This is a genomic window from Streptomyces sp. LBL (assembly GCF_029893585.1).
GTDB lineage: Bacteria > Actinomycetota > Actinomycetes > Streptomycetales > Streptomycetaceae > Streptomyces.
Genome location: NZ_JARXYX010000003.1, coordinates 332,660 through 354,981, shown reverse-complemented (window position 1 = coordinate 354,981; position 22,322 = coordinate 332,660). Strand labels below are relative to the sequence as shown.

Sequence of the window (22,322 nt, the reverse complement as noted above, 5' to 3'; positions counted from 1 at the left end):
CCGCCTTACCGCCGGACGGGTATAGGCCAGGCAGACCAACAAAAAGCCACTAGGCCAAAGGGCCTAAAAACACCTAAATCATGATAGACCCGCCGATGCCCGGCCTGCGCGGTACGTAGCAACGGCTTTGGGTGCGGCTCTTCCTCAGTGAGCTGGTGATGCCGTGCGCTGTTGCCGTGCGTGCGCGGACGGCGGATCGTCATGTCCTGAGACGTGGTCTTGGAGGCGGCGATGGTGTCGTGGCTGGAGGAGATCGAGCGGCGGGAGGCGGCTGCCCGGGCCGAGATCGGTGAACTTCGCTCGCTGATAGAGGAGTTGGCTGGTCGTCTTGCCGAGCGGGAGGCTGTGCTGTCCCGGCTGGAGATCACACGGTAGACGATGACGGAGATCCTGTCCGGCGAGGGGGCGGTGACGGTGTCCGTGGACGAGACCGCGGAGGAAGTCCCGCTGCCGGTGGACCGGAGCCAGGCGGGATCGCCGGTCGCGGTGCGGCTGGTGCCGCAGTGGGAGCCGGGGGTTGAGGCGGATGTGCTGCCGCGCTCGTACCAGGACGTCGTCGAGTTGTTGCAGGACGCGGTGCATCCGATGCGGGCGCATCATCTGTGCGCCGCGCTGGGGTTGTCGACGGACAAGAACAAGGTGGAGGGGTTCCGTTCGAAGCTGAAACGGCTGGTGGAACGGGGCTGGCTGGCCGAGGACGAGCCGGGCCTGTTCGCGTGGGGTGGTGCGCGGCGGGCGGGCGCGGGTGCGCCGGAGCGGGAAGCCGCGGCCGACGGGCGGCGTCGCGCCGGTGTGGGGCCGGGCTCTCGTCCCTAGCGTCGATGGTGCCAACCAGATCGCCACTGTCCGAAGACGAGAGCCCGATGAACGCAGCGTATGAAACGGCCGCGGCGGCTGACCCCTTTGCTCGCGTGTTTTCTTCCCTCACTTCCCTGGCCACCCGCCTCTCCAGCCCCGAAGCACTCACCGCGACGCATGAACAGGCCGAGGCCGACATCGAAGCGGGTTCCCGGGAGCTGGGGCGACTGCTCCTGCAGGCCCATCTCGAGTGGCGGGCACGCCATGAGGAGGACCACCTGTCCGCCCTCGATCCGCATGAGCGGGCTGCACTCGCCGGCGGCCGCAGCCGGCTGGAGATGGGCCATCACCGGCAACTGGCCACCGTGCTGGGGCCGGTGACCGTGACCCGATGCGCTCTGCGCGGCGCGGGCATGGCCAACCTCTACCCCGCCGACGCCATGCTGGGCCTGCCTCACGGGCGGCACAGTCTGGGGCTGCGCCGCCTCGCGGTCCTTGAGGCGGCCCGCGGTTCCTACGACACCGCGCTGGAAGCGATCGACCGCAGCTGCGGGGGCCGGGTGGTGGGCAAACGCCAGGTGGAGGATCTGGTGCGGGCCGCGGCCGTGGACGTCGCCGCGTTCTATACGGCCCGCACCCCCCACCCGGCCCCGGCCGGGACGCTGCTGGTGATCAGTGTCGACCAGAAGGGAATCGTGATGCGCCCGGGCCACCTGCGCGAGGCCACCGCAAAGGCCGCCGCCAAGGCCCGGCACACCTTCCGCACCCGGCTGTCGACCGGGGAGAAGTCCTGCCGTAAAAGGATAGCTACCCTCGCCGTCGTCCACGACGCCGAGCCCGCAGTCCGCCGCCCGCACGACATCATCGCCCCACCCGGCGGCCGTACCGGGCACCGCACCGTCCGTCAAGGACCTGTCGCGCGGGCGAAATGGCTCACCGCTTCCGTGCGCGAGGACGCCTAAACGGTCATCGCCGCCGCGTTCGACCAGGCCGAGGCCCGCGACCCCGAACACCACCGGACCTGGGTAGTACTCGTCGACGGTGCCGCCCACCAGCTGGAGTTGATCCAGGCCGAGGCCGCCCGGCGCGGCGTCACGATCCACATCGTCCTCGACATCGTCCACGTGATCGAGAAGCTGTGGGCGGCCTCGCGGTGTTTCCACACCACCACCGATCCCGCAGCCGAGGACTGGGTCGGCATCAAGGCCGCGCCGGGCAGGTGGCACCGATCGCGGTCACCAGACCGGCATGGGCGTCGGAGACGACCAACTGGACGCCGGACAGGCCGCGGGCGGTCAGGGAGCGCAGGAAGGCAAGCCAGACAGCGCCGTCCTCGGAGGTCGCGACGTCGATACCGAGGATCTCGCGGTGCCCGTCGGCGTTGACCCCGACAGCGATCAGCGCGTGGACGTTGATGCTCCGCCCGCCCTCGCGGACACTCTGGGTCAGCGCGTCGACCCAGACGAACGTGTAAGGGCCTTGGTCAAGGGGCCGGTTGCGAAAGGTGGCGACCTGTTCGTCCAAGTGCTTGGCCATCGCGCTGACCTGGGACTTCGACAGCTGGGTGACGCCGAGGGAAGCGGCGAGTTTCTAAACTCTGCGGGTGGAGACGCCGAGCAGGTAGGCGGTGGCGACCACCGAGATGAGGGCCTGTTCGGCCCGTCGGCGGCGTTCGAGGAGCCAGTGCGGGAAGTAACTGCCCTGGCGCAGCTTGGGGACGGCGAGTTCGACGGTCCCGGCCCTGGTGACCCGCTCGCGCGGGCGGTAGCCGTTGCGGTGGTTGACGCGTTCGTCGCTGACCTGCCCGTATTCGGCGTTGCAGAAGGCATCGGCCTCCGCGGACATGAGCGCGTCGGCGAACGTCTTAACCATCGCGCGCAGCAGATCCGGACTCGCCGCAGCGAGGTGTCCTCGGCGAGGGCGTGCAGGGGCAGACTGTCAGGTGCGGTCATCGCGCTGATCTCCTTCGAGGCTTCGACACTTCGAAGATCAGCCGGTGGCCGTTCAACTATGCGGGCCCCATCCCGATGCCGGAGCAAACCCCCGGATCAGGTCGAACCCTTACACCACTTCCCTGGACGCAACCCGCCTGGGCGCTCTGCCTGTCGACGCCGAGTTTCTGCGTCGGCTGGAGGTCGCGGGGATCGTCGACGGGCTGCGGCCACCAGATTCGCGGGCGGGCCTGACACACGCCCGGGTGATCGAGGTACTGGTGGCGAACTGGCTGACCGTTCCCGTGCCGCTGTTCCGCGTCGGGGGCTGGATGCACTCGTGTGCGGCCGTCAGGGGTCTTGGTGGAGGCTTATGCGTGTCCCGACTGGTGCATTGACGGGTCTCATCGGTGTCCTGCTCGGAGCTTCGGCGATCAGCGTCGGGGTCGCGTCCGGCCGGTGGCAGCAAACGTCTCCTCAGCGACGCCACCGGAACTCGAAAATGTCCATGGCGAGACGCCGACGTATCAATCGGGTAGGAGGGCCGGGTGACCGGCCCTCCTACCCGATTGATGCTCCGTCAGAAGAGCAGCTCAGGCTCAACTTCCAAGAAGCATCCTCCGCGGTTACCTACAGCGAGGACCCGGGGAACGACCGCCGGCCACTCCCAGTCGGCGAAGAGCACGACGACACAGACGGCCTGCGCTGACCTGAGCGCACAAACGAAAACGCCCCGGTGAGCCGGGGCGTTTTCGTTGCACCAGGAGTCGTATCAGGGGCCAGCCAGGAGGCGACCGAGCTCGACCCTGCGTTCCTTGGGGAGTTCCGGCCAGCTAGCGACGAGTTTCGCGGCCAATGCGTCGAGGTCTTCCTCGACCTGCCCATCGGAAGGAGAAGCGTCGATGGTGTGTCGAAGGAGTTCGCGGACGTCATCGTGACGGCCATGGTCGCCCTGGACACCGTGAGCGGGGACGGCGCGGCGGTGGTGGAGCACCAGCTCCAGGGCCGCGCGCCGGATGAGATCACCGGCGGCTGGGGACATCCGGCTCCTCCAGGTCCTCGCGATCAACGGGGACATGGGGGAAGTCGCCATAGCGGTGTACGGGGCACGGTGAGGCAGTCGAGGTGACGCACGCGTGGGAGGACATGGAAGCGCGCCTCGGCTGGCTCATCCTCACGGCCACCGCGCTGGATGGCCTCACCGGTGCCACCTGGGACACGGTGGATGAGCGGCTGCGTTTCCTCGTGGAGAGGGTCGCGGCCTGGGCCGGACATGAACCTCAGCTGACCCGCTCTACCCTCTGTACGGAAGGGCCCGCACGGCAAGCCGACGCTGTTGGTTAATTCGGGCCCGTGCGTGACGTCGGCTCCCAAGACGCGGTTGTGGTCTTGGGAGCCGACGTTGTCGTATGGGGTGGGTGTCGATGTCTATGCAGCCGAGCGGGCCGGGCGAGATTCCGGCGGAGACGGTGCGGGTGGCACGGGCGGCCTTCCCGAAAGGGAGCCTGGCGATCCGGGTTCGGGACGAGCTGGGGCCGTTGTTCACCGATGAGGAGTTCGCGGATCTCTTCCCGGCGCGGGGGAAACCCGCCTGGGCACCGGGGCGTCTGGCGTTGGTGCTGGTGTTGCAGTTCGTCGAGGGGCTCACCGACCGGCAGGCCGCCGAGGCGGTGCGGGCGAGGATCGACTTCAAATACGCCCTCGCGCTGGAACTGACTGATCCGGGTTTCGACTTCTCCGTTCTGTCGGAGTTCCGGGACCGTCTCATCGATGCGGAGGCGGGCAGGCGGGTGCTGGACGGCATCCTGACCGCGGCCCGGGACAAGGGACTGCTCAAGACCGCCGGTCGGGCCCGTACCGACTCCACGCACGTGCAGTCCGCGGCACGGGAACTGTGCTGGCTGGAGATGGTTGCGGAAACGCTGCGTTCGGCGCTGAACACGCTCGCGCAGGCTGCCCCCGACTGGCTGGCGGACACCGCCGAACCAGACTGGTTCAGGCACTACGCCACCCGGGCCGAGGACTCCCGGTTCCCCAAGGCCCACGCCAAACGGGAGGAGGTCGGCCGACGGATCGGGACGGACGGGATGCGACTGCTTGAGGCCGTCTTCTCGCCCCGGGCACCGGCCGGACTGCGGGAGCTGGAGCAGGTCCAGATCCTGCGGCAGATGTGGGTCCAGCACTTCCACCGAGTCGGGGGCGAGGTGCGGCGGCGGGACCCAAAAGACCGCCCGCCGGGCGCAACGCGCCTGGTCACGCCCTATGACCCCGAAGCCAGGGGCAGCAAGAAACGCGACATCCTGTGGGACGGATACAAGGCCCATCTCACCGAGACCTGCGAGCCGGACATCCCGAACCTGATCACAAACGTCGCCACGACCGACGCCACCGTCCCGGACAGCGTGATGGCCGGCCCGATCCATGCCTGCCTCGCAGAGCGGGACTGCCTGCCCGGCGAGCACTGGGTCGATGCCGGATATCCCAGCGCCGCCGTGCTGACGACCGCCCGGCGTGAGCACGGCATCGAGCTGCACGGGCCGCTGCAAGCCGTCACCGTCGCCCAGTCGAAGAACGGCAGCGGCTACGGACAGGACGCCTTCAGCATCGACTGGGACAAGCAGCAGGTGACCTGCCCGAACGGAGCCACCAGCACCCAGTGGGCCCTGCGCAGCTCTCAGCAGGAGCTTCCCGTGATCCGGGTCAGATTCTCACCCGCCGACTGCCGCCGCTGCCCCGCCTTGCGCAACTGCGTCAGCTCACCCAAGGCCGAACGCAGGGAACTCACCCTGCGGCAGCACGACGAGCACCAGGCCCTCCAGCAGACCCGCGCCCTTCAACAGACCGACGAGTGGAAAGCCCGATACAAGATCCGCGCCGGAGTCGAAGGAACCATCTCCCAAGGCGTTGGACGTTGCGGCTTACGCAGATCCCGCTACCAGGGCCTGGCCAAGACCAGCCTCCAGCACCAACTCACCGGCGCCGCCATCAACCTCGCCCGCATCGACGCCCACCTCACCGGCGCACCACGGGCCCACACCCGCACCAGCCACTTCGCAGCACTTCGCCCCGCCGGATAGATCCGACGGGGCGAAGCAACCGGGCCCGAACAGCGTCCGCAAGCCGTGCGGGCCCTTCCCTGTCATCCCTTACTTTGCGGACGCACACGCCCTAGGGGAGTGCGTCCCGTCTCTCAGGTGGGAGATGAGTGGGAGATGATCATGGCGTGGTGATGCAATCAGGCGCTAGAAAATGCTAGATAGCGCTACCTGTGCGGCCCTGGTTCAGCCGGACGACTCCGCCGCGTGCGGGCTCAGCGCGCCCATGCTGACCAGCACGATCACCAGGATGCCGAGGGCGATGCGGTACCAGACGAAGGGCATGAAGCTCTTGGTCGAGATGTACTTCATGAACCAGGCGATGACCGCGTAGCCGGCGCCGAAGGCGATCACCGTGGCGAAGATCGTGGGGCCCCAGGAGACGTGGCCGCTGCCCATCGCGTCCTTGAGTTCGAACAGGCCGGAGGCGAGGACCGCGGGGATGGCGAGGAGGAAGGAGTACCGGGCCGCGGCCTCGCGCTTGTAGCCCATGAACAGGCCACCGCTGATGGTGGCGCCGGAGCGGGAGACGCCTGGGATGAGGGCGCAGGCCTGGCAGAGGCCGAAGATCAGGCCGTCCTTGATGCCCAGGTTGTCGAGGGACTTGCGCTGCTTGGGCGTCCGGTGCCGGCCGCCGCTCTCGTCGCGTGCCGCCAGCCGGTCGGCGATGCCGATGATCACGCCGACGATGATCAGCATCGTCGCGGTGATCCGCAGATCGCGGAACGGGCCCTCGATCTGGTCCTTGAGCGTCACTCCGAGCACCCCGATGGGGATCGAGCCGACGATCACCAGCCAGCCCATCTGCGCGTCGTGGCTCGCGCGTATCTCCTTGCTGGCCAGCGAACGCCCCCACGCCGAGATGATCCGCCCGATGTCCTTGCGGAAGTAGATCAGCACGGCGGCCTCGGTCCCGATCTGGGTGATCGCGGTGAAGGCCGCGCCGGGGTCCTCCCATCCCGCGAAGGCCGCCGTCAGCCGCAGATGCGCGCTGGAGGAGACGGGGAGGAACTCGGTCAGCCCCTGGACGAGTCCGAGGATGAGGGATTCAAACCAAGACATGAAGTTACGGAGTCCAAGCGCTGATCGTGGTGGGGAACGACGGGCACACCGAGCCGGCGGGCGCGGTGATCGGAAATGCGGTGATCAGAAGTGCGATCATCAGACGTGTCGAGGGCAGCGTAGCGTCCTGAAGTGACAGGCCCGGCACAGGGGTTTGGCAGCGGCGGCCGGGGCTACGCGGCCGCCGGGCCCGCCACCGTCCACCCCGGAACCTGTGGACGGGCCGTCAGGTCCTCGTGGCGGACCGGGTCCCCGCAGGCCCGGCAGGTCACGACCGGAACCAGTTCCTCGCCGCAGGCGTGCTCGATCACCATCGGGCGGTCGTCCCGGTGGAGGTGGCGGTCGCCCCACGCCATCAGGGTCACCAGGACCGGCTCCAGTTCCAGCCCTGCCTCCGTCGGCCGGTACTCGAAGCGCTGCGGCCGCTCGCTGTAGACGCGCTTGGTCAGGATCCCGGCGTCCACGAGCCGGCGCAGCCGGGTCGCGAGGATGTCGCGCGGGGCGCCGATGTTGCGTACGAGCTGGTCGAAGCGGCCGTTGCCCAGGCATGCCTCGCGGAGGACGAGCAGTGAGTACTTCTCGCCGACGAGCGCCAGGGCGTCGGCGATCGAGCAGGGGCGCGGATCTTTCGGGGCGGCCATGACGCTCATTCTAGGCGAGGGGGTGGTGGTCCGACCCAGGGAAGGTTTGTTTTTCCAACTTGCAGAGTTATGGTGAATCCAGATTTCCTACTCACTGGTAATCGTGGAGGCCGGCACCATGCGTGACGCAGTGATCGTCGAAGCCGTACGCACCCCGATAGCCAAGGGCAAGCCGAACGGCGCCCTCGCACACATCCACCCCGTGCAACTCCTCGCCCACACCCTGCGCACCCTCGTCGAGCGGTCCGGCGTCGACCCGGCCCTGATCGACGACGTCATCGGCGGCACCGTCGACCAGGTCGGCGAGCAGGCCATGAACACCACCCGGTACGCGGTCCTGTCCGCGGGCTTCCCGGAGAGCGTTCCCGCTACCACCGTGGACCGCCAGTGCGGCTCCTCCCAGCAGGCCGTGCACTTCGCGGCGCAGGGCGTCATCGCGGGCGCCTACGACATGGTCGTCGCCTGCGGTGTCGAGTCCATGAGCCGCGTGCCGATGTGGTCCAACGTGCCGGAAGGCAAGGACCCGTTCGGACCCGGAGTCGCCGAGCGCTACCGCGACGGCCTCGTCCCGCAGGGCATCAGCGCCGAACTCATCGCCGCCAAGTGGTCGCTCACCCGCGACCGGATGGACGCCTTCGCGGTCTCCTCGCACCACCGGGCCGCCGCGGCCTGGGACGCCGGCCTCTTCGACGCCGAGGTCGCACCGCTGGACGGTGTCTCGCGCGACGAGTGCGTACGGCCGGGCAGCACCACCGAGATCCTCGCCGGCCTCAAGCCTGCCTACCAGGACCCCCACTTCTCCGAGCGCTTCCCGCAGATCGAGTGGAACGTCACCGCGGGCAACGCCAGCCCCGTCAACGACGGCGCCTCCGCCGTGCTCATCACGTCCAGCGAGACCGCGGCCCGCCTCGGCCTGCGCCCCCTCGCCCGGCTGCACAGCTTCGCCGTCACCGGCTCCGACCCGGTCCTGATGCTCACCGGCGTCATCCCCGCCACCGAGAAGGTGCTGCGCAGGGCGCACCTCTCCCTCGACGACATCGACCTGTTCGAGGTCAACGAGGCGTTCTCCAGCGTGGTCCTGGCCTGGCAGCAGGAGACAGGCGCCGACTTCGCGAAGGTCAACGTGCACGGCGGCGCGATCGCCCTCGGCCACCCGCTCGGCGCGAGCGGCACCCGGCTGACGACCACCCTCGTGCACGCGATGCGGGAACGCGGCGCCCGCTACGCCCTGCAGACCATGTGCGAGGCGGGCGGACTCGCCAACGCGATGGTCCTGGAGTCCGTGTAACCGGCAACCGGCAACCGGCAACCGGTAAGCAGCTACCGGCTACCGGACCCCGCGCAGTTGGTGGCGCTTGCGCCAGGCCACCACCGCGCCCACCAGCGCAGGAAGCGCGATGCAGGCCATCGCGATCAGGAAGGCCGGAGAGGTCGGCGCCGAGGCGCGGGCGCCCGCGACGACGTACGCGGCGGTGTTCGGGATCGAGCCGAGCGCCGTTGCCACCAGGAACGGGACGGTGGCCATACGGGAGACGGCCGCGCAGTAGTTGGCGGCCCAGAACGGCACGCCGGGGAACAGCCGGGCCGCCAGCATCGAACGGAAGCCGTGTCGGCTCAGCTGCCCGTCCGCGGCCTTCAGCCACCGCCCCCGCAGCAGCGGACGCAGCGCGTCCTGGCCGAGTATCCGGCCCAGACCGAAGGCGATACCGGCGCCGAGCACGGTGCCCGCGAGGGCCGAGCCGATCCCGAACTGGGAGCCGAAGACCGCGCCCGCCGCCAGGTTCAGCAGGGGGCGGGGAACGAAGGCGACCGTGCACAGCCCGTACGCCACCGCGAAGACGACCGCCGCCGCGGCTCCGCCGAGTTGCGGTGGCCAGCCGTCCGCCAGCAGCCGCTGCGGCTCGAAGAGGAGAACGGTCGAAGCGGCGCCGGCGAGCAGGGCGACCAGCAGGGACAGGCGCGACCACGGCGAGAGCAGCACTCTCGTGCAGCGCGCGGAGAAGCCCACCGGAGCGCGGACGACGGTCGCGAGTTCCGTGGCGACGGCGAGCTCTGTGGCGGTGGTGAGTTCTGCGGCGACGGTGAGCTCCGTGGCGGTGGCCCGGAGAGAGGCCGTGGCCGTGCCCCCAGAGCGGGTGGTGGCATCGAGCATTCAGTGACGGTAACTGACGGACGTGTGTGATCGGCGTATGGATCCGGTCCGTTGTGTGCCACGCCACCGCGGAAAACCATTCGACGTGGGACAACGCGTCGGCAAGGATCTGCGTCATGTTCCGGTACGCCTTCCTCCTCGCAGCATCCGCGGTCGCGGATGCCCCGAAGGCTGCCGTTCCCGCTCTCCCTGCTGCCGCAACTGCTGCTGCCGCCGACGGCGCCCGAAGCTGACCCTCCCCGGATCGTCCGGCGGACCCCGCAGGGGGAGGGTCGGCGAGTTTCCGGGGTCCCCTCTCCCACGAGAGATCTCCTGACCGAGAGACTTCGAGGTACCGCCATGTCCAAAACGGCATACATCCGCACCAAACCGCATCTGAACATCGGCACGATGGGGCACGTCGACCACGGCAAGACCACCTTGACCGCCGCCATCACCAAGGTCCTCGCCGCGCGCGGCTCCGGCACGTTCGTGCCGTTCGACCGCATCGACCGGGCGCCGGAGGAGGCCGCGCGCGGCATCACCATCAACATCGCGCACGTCGAGTACGAGACCGACACCCGGCACTACGCGCACGTCGACATGCCGGGTCACGCCGACTACGTCAAGAACATGGTCACCGGAGCCGCGCAGCTCGACGGGGCGATCCTCGTCGTCTCCGCGCTCGACGGGGTCATGCCGCAGACCGCCGAACACGTGCTGCTGGCCCGGCAGGTGGGCGTCGACCACGTCGTCGTCGCCCTCAACAAGGCCGACGCGGGCGACGAGGAGCTCATCGACCTGGTCGAGCTGGAGGTCCGCGACCTGCTCACCGCGCACGGCTACGGCGGCGACGCGGCTCCCGTCGTACGGGTGTCCGGGCTCCGGGCCCTGGAGGGAGACCCGCGGTGGACGGCCTCCATCGAGGCGCTGCTCGACGCGGTGGACACGTACGTGCCGACGCCCGAGCGGTACCTGGACGCGCCCTTCCTGATGCCGGTCGAGAACGTGCTGACCATCACCGGCCGGGGAACCGTCGTGACCGGAGCGGTCGAACGGGGCACGGTGCGCGTCGGCGACCGGGTCGAGGTGCTCGGGGCCGCCGTGGAGACGGTGGTCACGGGTCTGGAGACCTTCGGCAAGCCGATGGAGGAAGCGCAGGCCGGGGACAGCGTGGCGCTGCTGCTGCGGGGTGTTCCCCGGGACGCGGTGCGGCGGGGGCACGTGGTGGCGGTGCCGGGAAGCGTGGTGCCCCGGAGTCGTTTCTCGGCGCAGGTGTATGTGCTGACGACGCGTGAGGGCGGGCGGTCGACGCCGGTCGCCACGGGGTACCGGCCGCAGTTCTACATCCGTACGGCGGATGTGGTCGGTTCCGTGGACCTCGGGGAGATCGCTGTCGCCCGGCCCGGGGAGAAGGTCGCCATGACCGTCGAGCTGGGTCGTGAGGTGCCTCTGGAGCCGGGGCTGGGGTTCGCCATCCGTGAGGGCGGGCGGACTGTCGGCGCGGGGACCGTGACCGCCGTGGAGTGAGGGCGGGCGTCCGTGCGTGGGGTGAGGGGAGGGGGTGTCGGTGCGTGGGCGCTGCCGGGCCGGCGTGCCTGGCACCGCCCACGCGGCCACCGGGCCCCATGCCCGGTGGCCCTTGCGGGGTGCTGCACACAGCCACAATGAGGCGCACAGGCACAATGAGACGGTGAACGAGCCCATCCCCGTCACCCGGACCGTCGATCACGGGGTCGCCAAGCTGATGCCCGACGTCGACCGGAAGCGGGCCTGGCTGCTCACGGTGGACGGGGCGCCGCAGTCGTACGTCGACCTGGACGAGCCGGAGCATCTGGAGTTCGAGTACGCGCGGCGGCTCGGGCATGTGCTGGACGTCGTCGCCGAGCCGGGGCGTCCGCTGGACGTGCTGCACCTCGGTGGGGGCGCGCTCACCCTCCCCCGGTATGTGGCCGTCACCCGGCCCGGCTCCCGGCAGGACGTCGTCGAGGCCGACGGGGCCCTGCTGGAGCTGGTCGTGGAGCATCTTCCGCTGCCGGACGGGGCGGGTGCCGTTCTGCACACGGCGGACGCCCGCGCCTGGCTGGAGGCGGCGCCCGCGGACTCGGCCGACGTGCTCGTCGCCGACGTCTTCGGCGGTTCGCGGGTTCCGGCGCACCTGACCTCGGTCGCCTACGCCCGTGAGGCCGCACGGGTCCTGCGCGGCGACGGGGTCTACCTGGCCAACCTCGCCGACGCCAAGCCCTTCGCCTTCCTGCGCTCCCAACTCGCCACCTTCGGCACGGTCTTCGAGGAGCTGGCGCTGATCGCCGAGCCGGGCGTACTGCGCGGGCGCCGGTTCGGCAACGCCGTGCTCGTCGCCGCGCATCGCCCCCTCGACACGGCCGCTCTGGCCCGGCTCACCGCCTCCGACGTCTTCCCCGCCCGCGTCGACCACGGGCCCACCCTGCGGGACTTCATCGGCGGGGTGCGGCCGGTGCGGGACGAGGACGCCGTACCGTCCCCCGAGCCCCCCGACGGGGCGTTCGGCATCGGATGAGCCCTTGCCGGTTCGCCTACGTGTATTGCTTTGCCTTGCCACGTAAGGCAACCGGCTGTGCGGGAGCGCCCATCAGCACTGTTGGTCGTACTGGAGGTCGGTGTACCTTCGGGCGGCGATGTCCTCCGGGGCGCCCACGATCAGGTTGAGGGTGTAGACGTTGTAGTCGATCGCCTGCCCGGGCATTTGCGCGAGGAGCACGAGGTCACCCTCGTCCGGTGGCATGTCCCACGGGTCGGAGAACCCGCCGATCTGCACGCACACGCCGGAACCAATTCCGCCGGAGGCCGTTTCGAGGACGGCTTCCTCGAAACGGTCCAGCACGTCGTCGTCTCCGTCGCCGGCCAGGAACGCGCGGGTCTGCGGGGCCCTGCGCCAGTCGTTGTCGAGGGTCAGTCCGGCCACGGGATACAGGGTGTGCGGTTCATAGACCCTGACCTGCATGGCCTCCCCGTCCAACGCGTAGGTGCCGCTGTGCTCCGTGGCCGGTGCTCCGGCAGGGACATGGAGGACCACGGACGACTCCGGCGGGTACTCGATGTCGGTGAAGAACAACAGGTGTCCATCTGCGGGCAGTTCGATGTCGAGGACGTGGTGGGGCAGGGCAGCGCAGTCGACGGTCAGCACGAGCGGCTCTCTCCCCTCGGGCCAGTCCACCCCGTCCGGCAGCGCGGGGAGCCCGCCCGTTCGCGCGGCCGGCCGGGCGCTCTCCCTCCGGTCCGGCGGCAGGTTCTCGAACCCCACCAGGTAGAGGCATGGGCGGGAGCGGGCCATCATCTCCTGGACGACAGCACGGGGGACGCCGTGTTCGTCAGCCTCTTCGTGGACGAGTCGCTCGTCGATCAACGCCATGCCCGAGATCGTGTCACGCACCACTGACAGTGATGCTGATGCTCAGGTTCAAAGGGGTGCACGGCCAGGCTCCGTGGCCGCGCACGTCCGGACTCCGTGGCCGCGCACGTCCGGGCGGCAACCACCACGCCATGGCCGATGGAGAGGAAGTCCCATCCCGCCCGCGTCCTACCGGCCGACCGCAACCGGTTCGAAGCGGAACCCGTTGGGCTGAGCCGTACGAGTCGCCCCGGGGACCGTTCAGCCCGTCGGGTTCCCGTGCAGCCGTACCGTGCTGAGGATCTTCATGATGGTCTCCTTGGAGACCTCTTCCTTGACACCCTTGGCCCCGTAGAAGTTCCACGACACATAGTCGCCGGCCGCGTTCTTGAAGCCGAACGTGATCGCCTTGCCGTCGGTCACGCACGTGCCCTTGGCGGGTGTGCCGGCCGAGGACGCCCAGGAGTAACTGCCCTTGACGCCGGACGCGGTGGTGTAAGGCGTGGCCTTCTTGGCGACCGTGATGCTCTTCCTGTCCGGCTGGGTGTACCCGCCGTAGACCCACCAGGCCGGGGTGTTCAGCGCTACCTCGTCGCTGTTCTTGGCGCCGTTGGCGCCCTTGGTGCCCGTCGCGGCCAGCGACATGGTGTCGGTGCGGCCGTCCTTGTCGTCGTCGGACGCGCACCAGTTGGACTTGAGGATCGCCGGCGCCGACATCGTGATGATCGGCTTGAGGTCGTCGGAGTTCTCCTCCTCGAAGGCGACCGCCGAGTCCGGGGACCGCACCTCCCAGTCCGCCGGCACGTCGAAGGCCGTACCCCACTTGGGGTTCACGACGATCTTCCAGCCCTTGACCGTGGCCTGCTCCCCGGCACCGCCCCGCGGGTTGTCCTCGGAGGCGGAAGCGGACGCGCTCGGCTCGGTCGACGTGCTCGCCGACGGCTTCGCGTGCTTGCCCCCGTCCGCGTCGTCGTCCTTGTCCCCGCCCAGCACCAGGAATCCGGTCACACCGGCCGTCACGACCACCGCCAGGGCCGCCACGATCGCGACCACCTTCGTCCGGTTTCCGCCACCGCCGGACGGTGGCTTGGGCGCACCGACCGGAACCGTGGGCGCGCCCCACGCGGGCGGCTGCTGCTGGGCGTACGGGTTGGGCTGCTGGTATCCGGACTGCTGGCCGGGCTGCTGGAATCCCGGCTGCTGATACGGATTCGGCTGCTGGTAACCCGGCTGCTGGTACGGGTTGTTCTGCTGCTGCGGGTTCTGCTCGCCCCCGGGCGGCTGCTGCTGTCCTGGCCACATGGGTAGCCAGCCTAGTCCCGACAGAGACGCGATTCGGCCACTTTTCCTTGTCAGGGACGTAGCAATTCAGCGTTCGTCCAGGGGTGGCAGATGCGTACGGACTTCATGATCTGCTCGATCGTGACGTCCCGGGCATCCTCACCGACCCCGGCGGCACCGACGAACGACCAGGACGCGAAACCGCCGTCGGTGCCCTTGACGGCGAAGGTCGGCGCCTTGCCGTCCGAGTCGCACTTCGGTCGGCTCGATGCCTGGCTCGATGCCTGGCTCGATGCCTGGCTCGACGGCCGCGCGCAGCCGTAAGGGTCTGTGTCCGCTGTGGGATGGGTCCGGCGAGGGGAGATTGTGTGTGCCAACGGGCTTGCGTCGCACACAACTTGACGAGCCAGTTCCGGGTTTTTCGAATGCAGGTGCGGGTACCGTCGGTAACTTTTCTGAAATTTCTGCGTTTTGAACATGATTCACTTGAACTTCTTGTTTCTCGTGCGTCAATTGTGCGAACGTGGGCGGCGCGTAGTTGATCACTCACAAAACGCCCCGCACCTGACGCGGCACAGGTATGCACCGATCAGGCACCTGCTTTCTCACGGACGCGTATGCGGCATGCCGTCGTGCGGCTTGGAAGGAAGATGGTCCAGTGCAATCCCCCCACCCACCCCGCCCCCCGTACCCGCCCCGGCCGGGAGCGAGCCCCGCGGAGTCCGACCACGAACTCGTCGCCCGGTTGGGCGGCGTCACCGCGGACACCCATGCCGTCGCGCTGCTGATGGCCCGGCACTGGCGGGCGGCGCATGACTACGCGGTCATCTGCCTGGCCTCTTCTGCGGATTCGGCGTCCACGGCGACCGCGGCCGCGTTCCACGGGGTGCTCGGACGGACGGGCGGCGCTGCCGTACGGCCCCACCTCCTCGGGGCGGTACGGGACACCGTGAAGGAGTGGGCCGCGGACGACGGAATTTCCGCCGTGCTGCCGGAACTCCGCAAAACGACCGGCGGTCGCGGACTGCGTGCCGCAAGGGCGGTCACCCCCGAAAGGCGGCAGCTCGCCGAGCGCGCATTCCGCGCCCTTCCCGGAGCCTCCCAATGCCTGCTGTGGCACACCGAGGTCGAGGCCGAGCCCATATCCGTACCGGCGGGTCTTCTCGGGGTGGACACAGTCAGGGCGACGGCCGCGCTGGAGCAGGCACGTGAACAATTCCGGGCGGGCTGTGTTCGGGCCCACCGGGAACTCGCGCCCACCCAGGAATGCCGCTTCTACAACCGCCTCCTCGACGTGCCCATGCGCCGCGGCGGGACCTTGCTGCCCGATGTCCAGCGGCATCTGATGGCCTGCCGCTACTGCCGTCACGCAGCGGAGCAGCTCAACCATTTCGAGGGCGGTCTGGACGTACTGCTCGCCGAAACCATGCTCGGCTGGGGCGCCCGCCGCTATCTCGACTCCCGGCCCGGCCGAGCTACCGCCCAGGGGACGCGATCCGCTCGCCCGACCGAACGGCTGAGGCCCGGCGGACGGCACCGCCCCGCATCCGGGCGGCTCCGCCCGGCCCGCCGGCACACCAAGGCCGTACTCGTGGGCGCGGGCCTCACCTCCCTCGCCCTCCTCGCGACCGTACTCGTCGCCAGGAGCCGGTCCCACGAGGGCGGTGTTCCCACGCCCGGCGCCACCTGGGGAGCCGTGAGCGGCAACTCCGTCTCCCCAGGGCCGACCGACGGCTCGTCCACCGACGAGTCTCGGTCCGCCGCCTCCGTCGGAAACCCCGTCGAGGTCGGGCACGGCAGGCTCCGCGTCCCACCGGCCGGACTCTGCCTCGGTCCGCGCGGCGGCCGCCCCGGCAACGGCACCGCAGCCGTCCTGGCGGCGTGCTCGTCGGCCGGCTCCCAGCAGTGGTCGTACCAGGACGACGGACTGCTGCGGTCCGCTGCCGCCCCCACTCTCTGTCTCGATGCCGACGCCGACGAAGGCACCGTGGTCCTGGCCGACTGCTTGGTGCACGCAGGCGAGGTCCGCTACGACTTGACGGTGCGGGGCGAACTCCTGCTGCGCCGGGGCGACGGGCTGCTCGTCGCCGCTGGACCGGGCCGGAGTGTGGTCGTGGCCGAACGGGACGGATCCGCCGGACAGCGGTGGGTGCTGGACACCGCGAACGGCCTGACCGGCTCGCCGCAGGGGGAGTGGCTGCCGGGCACGGGCACACAGGGCGGTCCGGCCGCGCCGCCCGACGCGCCGAGGTCCGCCCCGTCGTCCCCCGGCGCGGGCCCACTGCGCCGAACCCCCGGGGCTCTGGCGCCGCCCGCCACGCCCCAGCCCTCGTCGGTCGAGACGTCCCAGAATCCGCCGGATCAGTACAGGACACGGGTTGCCGAGGTCGATCACCGCACCGCACCCGAGCCGCCGGCTCCGACCGGGGAGGCCGGCACCCACGCGGGCGACGCCGTGGGCGACGCGGTGCCGACCGTCCCGAGGGCCACCACAGCGTCGGCCACCACGGTGCCGGTTACCACAGTGCCGGTTACCGAGGTCGGCACCGAGGCCAACGCTGAGGTCACCACCGGCCTCGGCTCCGTCCTCCCTTAGCGTCCCCCGGCCTTGGCGTCCCTCGGCCCTGGCGTCCCCCGGCACGCCACCGCTCCACACGCCACCGCGCCGCACGCCCCCGTCAGGATGTGCGCGGCTGACACAGGCAGCCGTGCGACCGGCGCGAGACCGAGGGCTCCCGGTGACCCGGTAGGCTTTCCCGGCGGGTGTCCGGCCGGGGCGCACGCCGGGGGATGCAGGGAAAGCGACAGGGGAGGAACCGGCTTTGCACGTCCAGGACTGGCTCGACACGGTGCCCGCGGCAGCCGTCTACGCCCTCGTGGGACTGGTCATCGGCCTGGAGAGCGTGGGCATCCCACTGCCCGGCGAGATCATCCTGGTCTCCGCCGCGCTGCTGTCCTCGCAGAACACGGGCATCGACCCGGTGATCCTCGGCGTCTGCGCCAGCCTCGGCGCGATCGTCGGCGACTCCATCGGCTACGCCATCGGCCGCAAGGGCGGCCGGCCGCTGCTCGCCTGGCTCGGCAGGAAGTTTCCCAAGCACTTCGGCGAGGGACACATCGCCACCGCCGAGCGGTCCTTCCAGAAGTGGGGCATGTGGGCCGTCTTCTTCGGCCGCTTCGTCGCCCTGCTGCGGATTTTCGCTGGGCCGCTGGCGGGTGTGCTGCGGATGCCGTACTGGAAATTCCTGATCGCCAACGTGCTCGGCGGCATCATCTGGGCAGGCGGGACGACCGCGGTCATCTACTACGTCGGCATCGTCGCGGAGTCGTGGCTGAAGCGGTTCTCGTGGCTGGGCCTGGTGGCGGCGGTGCTGGTGGGGCTGACGTCGATGCTGGTGCTGAAGCGCAAGGCCAAGAAGGCGACGGCCGACAAGCAGGCGGCCGAAGCCGACCCGGAGCCCGTCCCGGCGGACTGAGACCTAAGTCCCCGTGCAACTCGCTGTGGGCCTTCCCCAACTCCGCGTACCGCGTGCCGTTCAGCGTCACCCCCTGACGCTCCTCCCCCGTCAGCTCCCGCCTCACCTTCGCCGGCACACCCCCCACCAGTGACCCCGGCGGCACCGCCATCCCCTGCGGCACCAACGCGTGCGCGGCGACGAGTGAACCCGCGCCGGATCACCGCGCAACGGGCACCGTACGCCACCGGGTGGGGCGAAGATCACAGCCTCTCGAACTCATCGGTCGACGTCACGCTGAGTACGGTGTGCGGGTGCCGAAGCGCAAGAACACGTTCTCATCATGGCGGCGCCGGGCGGTCCAGCGGGCCGTGCACACGGGCTGGGCCTGGGTGCAGCGCACCGGCTCCGTCACCGCCGACCACCCGGGCCGCTTCCGCTTCGGCGCCCTGGGCACGGGCACCCGCCTCGCCTTCCCGCTCGGCACGGTCTTCGGCGAACCCTGGATCCAACTGGGCGCTCACTGCATTGTCGGGGAACAGGTCACCCTGACCGCCGGTCTGATGCCCGACCTGGATCTCGGTCCCGACCCGATCCTGCGCATAGGCGACGGGGTCGTTCTCGGCCGGGGCAGTCACGTCATCGCCGACACGACGGTCACCATCGGCAGCGACTGCTACTTCGGGCCGTACGTCTACGTCACGTCCACGAACCACTCGTACGACGATCCGCACGAACCCATCGGCAAGCAGTGGCCGCGGATGGAGCCGGTGGAGATAGGGCCGGGCTGCTGGGTCGGGACCGGCGCGGTCATCCTGCCGGGGGCGCGGATCGGGCGGAACGTGGTCGTCGCGGCCGGCGCCGTCGTACGCGGAGCGGTGCCCGACCACGCGGTGGTGGCGGGGGCGCCCGCACGGGTCGTACGGCGGTGGACTCCGGCCGACGGCTGGCAGCCGCCGCTGAGGACCCCGCCCCCGGTGCCGATCCCCGAGGGCGTCACCCCCGAACAACTGGTGAAGCTGGCGGACCTGGACGAGGAGGACGTGGCCCGGCTCGCGGAGCTGGACGCCGACGCCTGGCCGATGCCTGGCCGACGGCTGCCCCATGCCGGGTCGGCGCCTGACTGATGGCCGGCCGACAGCTGGTCGGCGCCTGGCCGACGGCTGGTCGGCGCCTGGCCGAGGCCCCGTTCCGCGCCGGTTGTCCGGTGACCCTCCGGCTACCCCGCCGCCAGCAACAGCGTGCCGACGAGGGCGAGTCCGGCCCCCGCCGCCTGGATCGCCCGCAGGCGTTCGCTGAGGAAGCCGCGGGCGGCCAGGGCCGTCACCACCGGGTAGAGCGAGGCGAGGACGGCGGCCACGGTGACCGGGCCGTGCTGGGCGGCGACCGAGTACGTGCCGTTCGCCGCGACGTCCGCGAGGCCGACGAAGCCGAGAGCCGGCAGCGCGGCCCAGGGGAAGCCGCCCGGCGGGAGGGCCGCGCCGCCCCGCTTCGCGGAGGTGTACAGGGCGGCTCCGCCCACGGCCACATTGGTCACGCGCTGTACGAACAGGGCGAGGAACAGGCCGGTGACCGTCGTCGACGCCTCGGCGATCAGGGCGAACACCGCGCCGAAGCCGAGGGCTGCGACCAGCGTGAGGACGATGGTCCGCCGCTCCACGGGGGCGCCCCGCAGGTGCGGTCCGCCGGCGAGGACGACACCGGTCACGGCGACCGCGATCCCCGCGACCTGCACGAGTCCGGGACGCTCGCCGAGGAAGAGGCCCACGCTCACGGGAACCGCCACGCCGAGGGTGGCCAGCGGGGAGACGACACCCATCGGGCCCTGGGCGAGCGCCTTGTAGAAGCAGATCATCGCCACCGGGCCCGCCAGGCCCGCCGCGCCCGCGAACCACAGCCGCGGTCCGGCCTCGCTCCAGCCGCCGGTGGCCACCACGATCGCGCCGAGCACGACCGCCGCGATCACCTGGGAGACGACGACCACCGTGAGCGCCGGTATCCGCCGGGTCAGCAGTCCGCCGCCGAAGTCGGCCAGCCCCCACAGCAGGCTGGTCGCCAGGGCGAGGAGTGCTGTCATGGGTGGCCTCGCAGTACAGTTCGGTGAACGATTCGGTGCACCACACCGTAGTGCACTCGAATGAATGCTGTCATTCATCATATTGGACGGAATGTGTCGGACCTCGACCTGCTGACCCAGTCCCTGGCGCGCAACGTCAAGCGCTGGCGCACCGACCGCAACTTCACCCTGGACGCGCTCGCCGCTCGCGCCGGAGTGAGTCGCGGCATGCTCATCCAGATCGAGCAGGCCCGGACCAACCCCAGCCTGGGCACGGTCGTCAAGATCGGTGACGCGCTCGGGATCAGCATCACCACCCTGCTCGACTACGAGCAGGGGACCAAGGTCCGGGTCGTCCCCGCCGACCAGGCCGTCCGGCTCTGGCACACCGACGCCGGCAGCTACAACCGGCTGCTCGCGGGCACCGAGGCTCCCGGCCCGCTGGAGATGTGGGACTGGCGGTTGATGCCCGGCGACAACAGCCCGTCCGACCCGCACCCCACCGGCACGGTCGAACTCGTCCATGTCACGGCGGGCGAACTGACGCTCACCGTCGATGGCGCGGAGTACCGCGTCCCGGCCGGCGCGAGCGCCACCTTCGAGGCCAACGCCCCGCACACGTACGGCAATCAGGGCGACGTCCCGATGGAGATGGTCATGGCCGTCTCGGTCCCGCCCGTGCACTGAGACCGCTGTCCACCACCCGGTGGGACCGCTGTCCACCACCCGGGCCGACGTCAACGGAGTCGTGTGCCGCCGACTCGGCGCCCGCAACGCCTCGTTCGCCTCCATGGGCACGCGCTCGTGGAACTGCCGGGCGCGGTGGTGCTGCAGGGGCCGGAGGCGCCCGGCGCTGCGGCAGGTGTTGCGACGGGGCGAACATTGCCTGTCGCGGCACTGGCCTCAGGCCGGCGTGTGGTGGGCGAGGGGGTGGTGCGGATCAGCCTCGCCGGGCGCGGGGGCCGGGTCGGCGTGCACCAGGGCCGCGGTGAGGCGCGGGACGGCGTGCAGCAGGGCGTGCTCCGCGTCGACGGCGACGGCATGTGCCTGCCGCACCGAGGTCTCGCCGTCCACGACGACCGCCACCTCGGCGCGCAGCCGGTGTCCGATCCAGCGCAGCCGCAACTCGCCCACCCCGCGCACCCCTTCCACCTCCCGCAGCGCCCGCTCGGCCCGGTCCACCAGGGCCGGGTCGACGGCGTCCATCACCCGTCGGAACACCTCACGCGCCGCGTCCCGCAGCACCAGCGCGATCGCGGCTGTGATCGCCAACCCCACGACCGGGTCGGCCAGTTGCCATCCCAGCGCCGAGCCTCCCGCGCCCAACAGCACGGCCAGTGACGTGAATCCGTCCGTACGGGCGTGCAGTCCGTCGGCGACCAGAGCCGCCGAGCCGATGTCCCGGCCCACCCGGATCCGGTAACGGGCCACCCACTCGTTGCCCGCGAAACCGGCCAGCGCGGCCACCGCGACCGCCGGGAGGTGAGCGACCGGGCGCGGGTCGAGCAGCCGGTCGATCGCCACCCAGCCCGCGAAGGCCGCGGACGCGGCGATCGTCAGCACGATCGCGATGCCCGCCACATCCTCGGCCCGGCCGTAGCCGTAGGTGAAGCGCCGTGTCGCCGCCCGCCGGCCCAGCACGAAGGCGATCCCGAGCGGTACGGCGGTCAGCGCGTCCGCGGTGTTGTGCACGGTGTCGCCGAGCAGCGCCACCGACCCGGAGACGGCCACCACGACGCCCTGCGCCAGCGCCGTCGCGCCGAGCACCGCCAGCGAGACCCACAGGGCGCGCATGCCGCGGGCCGAGGACTCCAGGGCGGAGTCCAGCTTGTCGGCGCTCTCGTGGGAGTGGGGGGTGAGGAGGTGGGTGAGGCGATGGCGCAGGCGGGAGGAGAGGGAGGGCGGGGAAGCCTGCGGGCGGGGGTGGCTGTGGCCGCGTGCCTGGTCGTGCGCGGGTCCGTGGGCGTGGCCGTGCGCGGGTCCGTGTTCTTGCTCGTGGACGTGGTCGTGCCGGTCGCTCACGTGAGGCCCCTTCCGGTGCGTGGGAGTGGACGTACGGCGCCCACGACGCCATTATGTGCGTATGAGCGCACGCATGCACCTATCATCTGCGCATGATGCGCATCCGCGTACCCCCGGCGAGGAACAGTTCGCGCTCGCGGCCGAGCTGTTGGCCCTGCTCGGCGACCGCACCCGGCTCACGCTGCTGCACGCGCTGACGGCGGGCGAGGCCGACGTCACGACGCTCACGGAGGCGTGCGGGGCGGCGCGTCCCGCCGTCAGCCAGCATCTGGCCCGGCTGCGGCTGGCCGGGTTGGTGGACACCCGCAAGGCGGGCCGGCGGGTGATCTACTCCCTGCGCGACGGCCACCTGCGCCGCCTGGTGGACGAGGCCCTGAACGTGGCCGACCACCGGCTCAGCGACCGGCCGCCACACGACTGACGGCCGCGCGAGGGACGACCGCACGGACGACTGCACGACGGACGACCGCACGACGGACG

General features: G+C 70.5%; 21 protein-coding genes and 2 pseudogenes. 13 read left to right on the top strand and 10 right to left on the bottom strand.

Features of this window, described 5'->3' with window-relative positions; genetic code table 11:
* Nucleotides 1-213 precede the first annotated feature (213 nt).
* The 3 genes from M2271_RS05500 to M2271_RS05490 all read left to right on the top strand — a co-directional run bounded on the left by M2271_RS05500 (nucleotide 214) and on the right by M2271_RS05490 (nucleotide 1,760).
* A complete protein-coding gene (locus tag M2271_RS05500) occupies nucleotides 214-375 on the top strand; it encodes a hypothetical protein (protein ID WP_280885957.1) in 162 nt (53 codons plus the stop codon).
* Between the two features lie 3 nt (nucleotides 376-378).
* Complete coding sequence (locus M2271_RS05495; protein ID WP_280885956.1) at nucleotides 379-816, top strand: hypothetical protein; 438 nt, start codon at nucleotides 379-381, stop codon at nucleotides 814-816.
* A 95-nt stretch (nucleotides 817-911) separates the two neighbouring features.
* On the top strand, nucleotides 912-1,760 hold the full coding sequence (locus M2271_RS05490; RefSeq protein WP_280885955.1) for a hypothetical protein: 849 nt from the start codon (nucleotides 912-914) through the stop codon (nucleotides 1,758-1,760).
* Between the two features lie 250 nt (nucleotides 1,761-2,010).
* Here the strand turns inward: M2271_RS05490 and M2271_RS05485 are convergent.
* Together M2271_RS05485 and M2271_RS05480 are read right to left on the bottom strand one after the other, a co-directional pair.
* Nucleotides 2,011-2,750, bottom strand: a pseudogene (locus M2271_RS05485) (IS256 family transposase); the annotation flags it as partial.
* Between the two features lie 751 nt (nucleotides 2,751-3,501).
* A complete protein-coding gene (locus M2271_RS05480) occupies nucleotides 3,502-3,771 on the bottom strand; it encodes a hypothetical protein (RefSeq protein ID WP_280885954.1) in 270 nt (89 codons plus the stop codon).
* Nucleotides 3,772-4,153: 382 nt separating this feature from the next.
* Here M2271_RS05480 and M2271_RS05475 point away from each other — a divergent pair, with 382 nt between their 5' ends.
* A complete protein-coding gene (locus M2271_RS05475; RefSeq protein WP_280885953.1) occupies nucleotides 4,154-5,806 on the top strand; it encodes an IS1182 family transposase in 1,653 nt (550 codons plus the stop codon).
* Between the two features lie 204 nt (nucleotides 5,807-6,010).
* On the opposite strand, the gene M2271_RS05470 is transcribed toward M2271_RS05475, so the two are convergent.
* The gene (locus M2271_RS05470; protein WP_280885952.1) at nucleotides 6,011-6,886 is read right to left on the bottom strand and encodes an undecaprenyl-diphosphate phosphatase; all 876 of its coding nucleotides are present in this window, start codon (nucleotides 6,884-6,886) and stop codon (nucleotides 6,011-6,013) included.
* Nucleotides 6,887-7,059: 173 nt separating this feature from the next.
* Nucleotides 7,060-7,527: a helix-turn-helix domain-containing protein gene (locus M2271_RS05465; RefSeq protein WP_280885951.1), complete on the bottom strand. Its 468-nt coding sequence runs from the start codon at nucleotides 7,525-7,527 to the stop codon at nucleotides 7,060-7,062.
* 118 nt (nucleotides 7,528-7,645) lie between these two features.
* On the opposite strand from M2271_RS05465, the gene M2271_RS05460 reads away from it, so the two are divergent.
* Entirely contained in the window at nucleotides 7,646-8,815 is a 1,170-nt protein-coding gene (locus M2271_RS05460; protein WP_280885950.1) for a thiolase family protein, read from the top strand.
* Between the two features lie 39 nt (nucleotides 8,816-8,854).
* On the opposite strand, the gene M2271_RS05455 is transcribed toward M2271_RS05460, so the two are convergent.
* Nucleotides 8,855-9,679, bottom strand: a complete 825-nt coding sequence (locus M2271_RS05455; RefSeq protein WP_280885949.1) for a VTT domain-containing protein — start codon at nucleotides 9,677-9,679, stop codon at nucleotides 8,855-8,857.
* 339 nt (nucleotides 9,680-10,018) lie between these two features.
* Here M2271_RS05455 and tuf point away from each other — a divergent pair, with 339 nt between their 5' ends.
* Nucleotides 10,019-11,188 (top strand): elongation factor Tu, encoded by a 1,170-nt coding sequence (gene tuf / locus M2271_RS05450; protein WP_280885948.1) that lies wholly within the window; start codon nucleotides 10,019-10,021, stop codon nucleotides 11,186-11,188.
* A gap of 163 nt (nucleotides 11,189-11,351) precedes the next feature.
* On the top strand, nucleotides 11,352-12,197 hold the full coding sequence (locus tag M2271_RS05445) for a fused MFS/spermidine synthase (protein WP_280885947.1): 846 nt from the start codon (nucleotides 11,352-11,354) through the stop codon (nucleotides 12,195-12,197).
* 72 nt (nucleotides 12,198-12,269) lie between these two features.
* Here the strand turns inward: M2271_RS05445 and M2271_RS05440 are convergent, their stop codons facing one another.
* On the bottom strand, nucleotides 12,270-13,049 hold the full coding sequence (locus M2271_RS05440) for a DUF1963 domain-containing protein (protein WP_280885946.1): 780 nt from the start codon (nucleotides 13,047-13,049) through the stop codon (nucleotides 12,270-12,272).
* Between the two features lie 240 nt (nucleotides 13,050-13,289).
* Nucleotides 13,290-14,330 (bottom strand): hypothetical protein, encoded by a 1,041-nt coding sequence (locus M2271_RS05435; protein WP_280885945.1) that lies wholly within the window; start codon nucleotides 14,328-14,330, stop codon nucleotides 13,290-13,292.
* Between the two features lie 90 nt (nucleotides 14,331-14,420).
* Here M2271_RS05435 and M2271_RS05430 point away from each other — a divergent pair, with 90 nt between their 5' ends.
* From M2271_RS05430 to M2271_RS05420, 3 genes are all read left to right on the top strand, one after another.
* Entirely contained in the window at nucleotides 14,421-14,633 is a 213-nt protein-coding gene (locus M2271_RS05430; RefSeq protein WP_280885944.1) for a hypothetical protein, read from the top strand.
* A 334-nt stretch (nucleotides 14,634-14,967) separates the two neighbouring features.
* Nucleotides 14,968-16,905: a ricin-type beta-trefoil lectin domain protein gene (locus M2271_RS05425; RefSeq protein ID WP_280885943.1), complete on the top strand. Its 1,938-nt coding sequence runs from the start codon at nucleotides 14,968-14,970 to the stop codon at nucleotides 16,903-16,905.
* Nucleotides 16,906-17,131: 226 nt separating this feature from the next.
* On the top strand, nucleotides 17,132-17,785 hold the full coding sequence (locus tag M2271_RS05420; protein ID WP_280885942.1) for a DedA family protein: 654 nt from the start codon (nucleotides 17,132-17,134) through the stop codon (nucleotides 17,783-17,785).
* A gap of 13 nt (nucleotides 17,786-17,798) precedes the next feature.
* Here the strand turns inward: M2271_RS05420 and M2271_RS05415 are convergent.
* A pseudogene (locus M2271_RS05415) lies at nucleotides 17,799-17,981 on the bottom strand (gamma carbonic anhydrase family protein); the annotation flags it as partial.
* 97 nt (nucleotides 17,982-18,078) lie between these two features.
* On the opposite strand from M2271_RS05415, the gene M2271_RS05410 reads away from it, so the two are divergent.
* The gene (locus M2271_RS05410) at nucleotides 18,079-18,891 is read left to right on the top strand and encodes an acyltransferase (RefSeq protein WP_280885941.1); all 813 of its coding nucleotides are present in this window, start codon (nucleotides 18,079-18,081) and stop codon (nucleotides 18,889-18,891) included.
* A 92-nt stretch (nucleotides 18,892-18,983) separates the two neighbouring features.
* Here the strand turns inward: M2271_RS05410 and M2271_RS05405 are convergent, their stop codons facing one another.
* Complete coding sequence (locus tag M2271_RS05405; protein ID WP_280885940.1) at nucleotides 18,984-19,841, bottom strand: DMT family transporter; 858 nt, start codon at nucleotides 19,839-19,841, stop codon at nucleotides 18,984-18,986.
* 93 nt (nucleotides 19,842-19,934) lie between these two features.
* Here M2271_RS05405 and M2271_RS05400 point away from each other — a divergent pair, with 93 nt between their 5' ends.
* Complete coding sequence (locus M2271_RS05400; protein ID WP_280885939.1) at nucleotides 19,935-20,507, top strand: XRE family transcriptional regulator; 573 nt, start codon at nucleotides 19,935-19,937, stop codon at nucleotides 20,505-20,507.
* 216 nt (nucleotides 20,508-20,723) lie between these two features.
* Here the strand turns inward: M2271_RS05400 and M2271_RS05395 are convergent, their stop codons facing one another.
* Entirely contained in the window at nucleotides 20,724-21,842 is a 1,119-nt protein-coding gene (locus M2271_RS05395; RefSeq protein WP_280885938.1) for a cation diffusion facilitator family transporter, read from the bottom strand.
* 61 nt (nucleotides 21,843-21,903) lie between these two features.
* Here M2271_RS05395 and M2271_RS05390 point away from each other — a divergent pair, with 61 nt between their 5' ends.
* The gene (locus M2271_RS05390) at nucleotides 21,904-22,263 is read left to right on the top strand and encodes a metalloregulator ArsR/SmtB family transcription factor (protein WP_280885937.1); all 360 of its coding nucleotides are present in this window, start codon (nucleotides 21,904-21,906) and stop codon (nucleotides 22,261-22,263) included.
* Nucleotides 22,264-22,322: the final 59 nt, after the last annotated feature.

Coding starts and splice junctions, on each gene's coding strand:
- M2271_RS05495 (WP_280885956.1), top strand. CDS start 379: ATGACGGAGATCCTGTCCGGCGAGGGGGCGGTGACGGTGTCCGTGGAC.
- M2271_RS05480 (WP_280885954.1), bottom strand. CDS start 3,771: ATGTCCCCAGCCGCCGGTGATCTCATCCGGCGCGCGGCCCTGGAGCTG.
- M2271_RS05475 (WP_280885953.1), top strand. CDS start 4,154: ATGTCTATGCAGCCGAGCGGGCCGGGCGAGATTCCGGCGGAGACGGTG.
- M2271_RS05470 (WP_280885952.1), bottom strand. CDS start 6,886: ATGTCTTGGTTTGAATCCCTCATCCTCGGACTCGTCCAGGGGCTGACC.
- M2271_RS05465 (WP_280885951.1), bottom strand. CDS start 7,527: ATGGCCGCCCCGAAAGATCCGCGCCCCTGCTCGATCGCCGACGCCCTG.
- M2271_RS05460 (WP_280885950.1), top strand. CDS start 7,646: ATGCGTGACGCAGTGATCGTCGAAGCCGTACGCACCCCGATAGCCAAG.
- M2271_RS05455 (WP_280885949.1), bottom strand. CDS start 9,679: ATGCTCGATGCCACCACCCGCTCTGGGGGCACGGCCACGGCCTCTCTC.
- tuf (WP_280885948.1), top strand. CDS start 10,019: ATGTCCAAAACGGCATACATCCGCACCAAACCGCATCTGAACATCGGC.
- M2271_RS05440 (WP_280885946.1), bottom strand. CDS start 13,049: ATGGCGTTGATCGACGAGCGACTCGTCCACGAAGAGGCTGACGAACAC.
- M2271_RS05435 (WP_280885945.1), bottom strand. CDS start 14,330: ATGTGGCCAGGACAGCAGCAGCCGCCCGGGGGCGAGCAGAACCCGCAG.
- M2271_RS05430 (WP_280885944.1), top strand. CDS start 14,421: ATGCGTACGGACTTCATGATCTGCTCGATCGTGACGTCCCGGGCATCC.
- M2271_RS05405 (WP_280885940.1), bottom strand. CDS start 19,841: ATGACAGCACTCCTCGCCCTGGCGACCAGCCTGCTGTGGGGGCTGGCC.
- M2271_RS05390 (WP_280885937.1), top strand. CDS start 21,904: ATGAGCGCACGCATGCACCTATCATCTGCGCATGATGCGCATCCGCGT.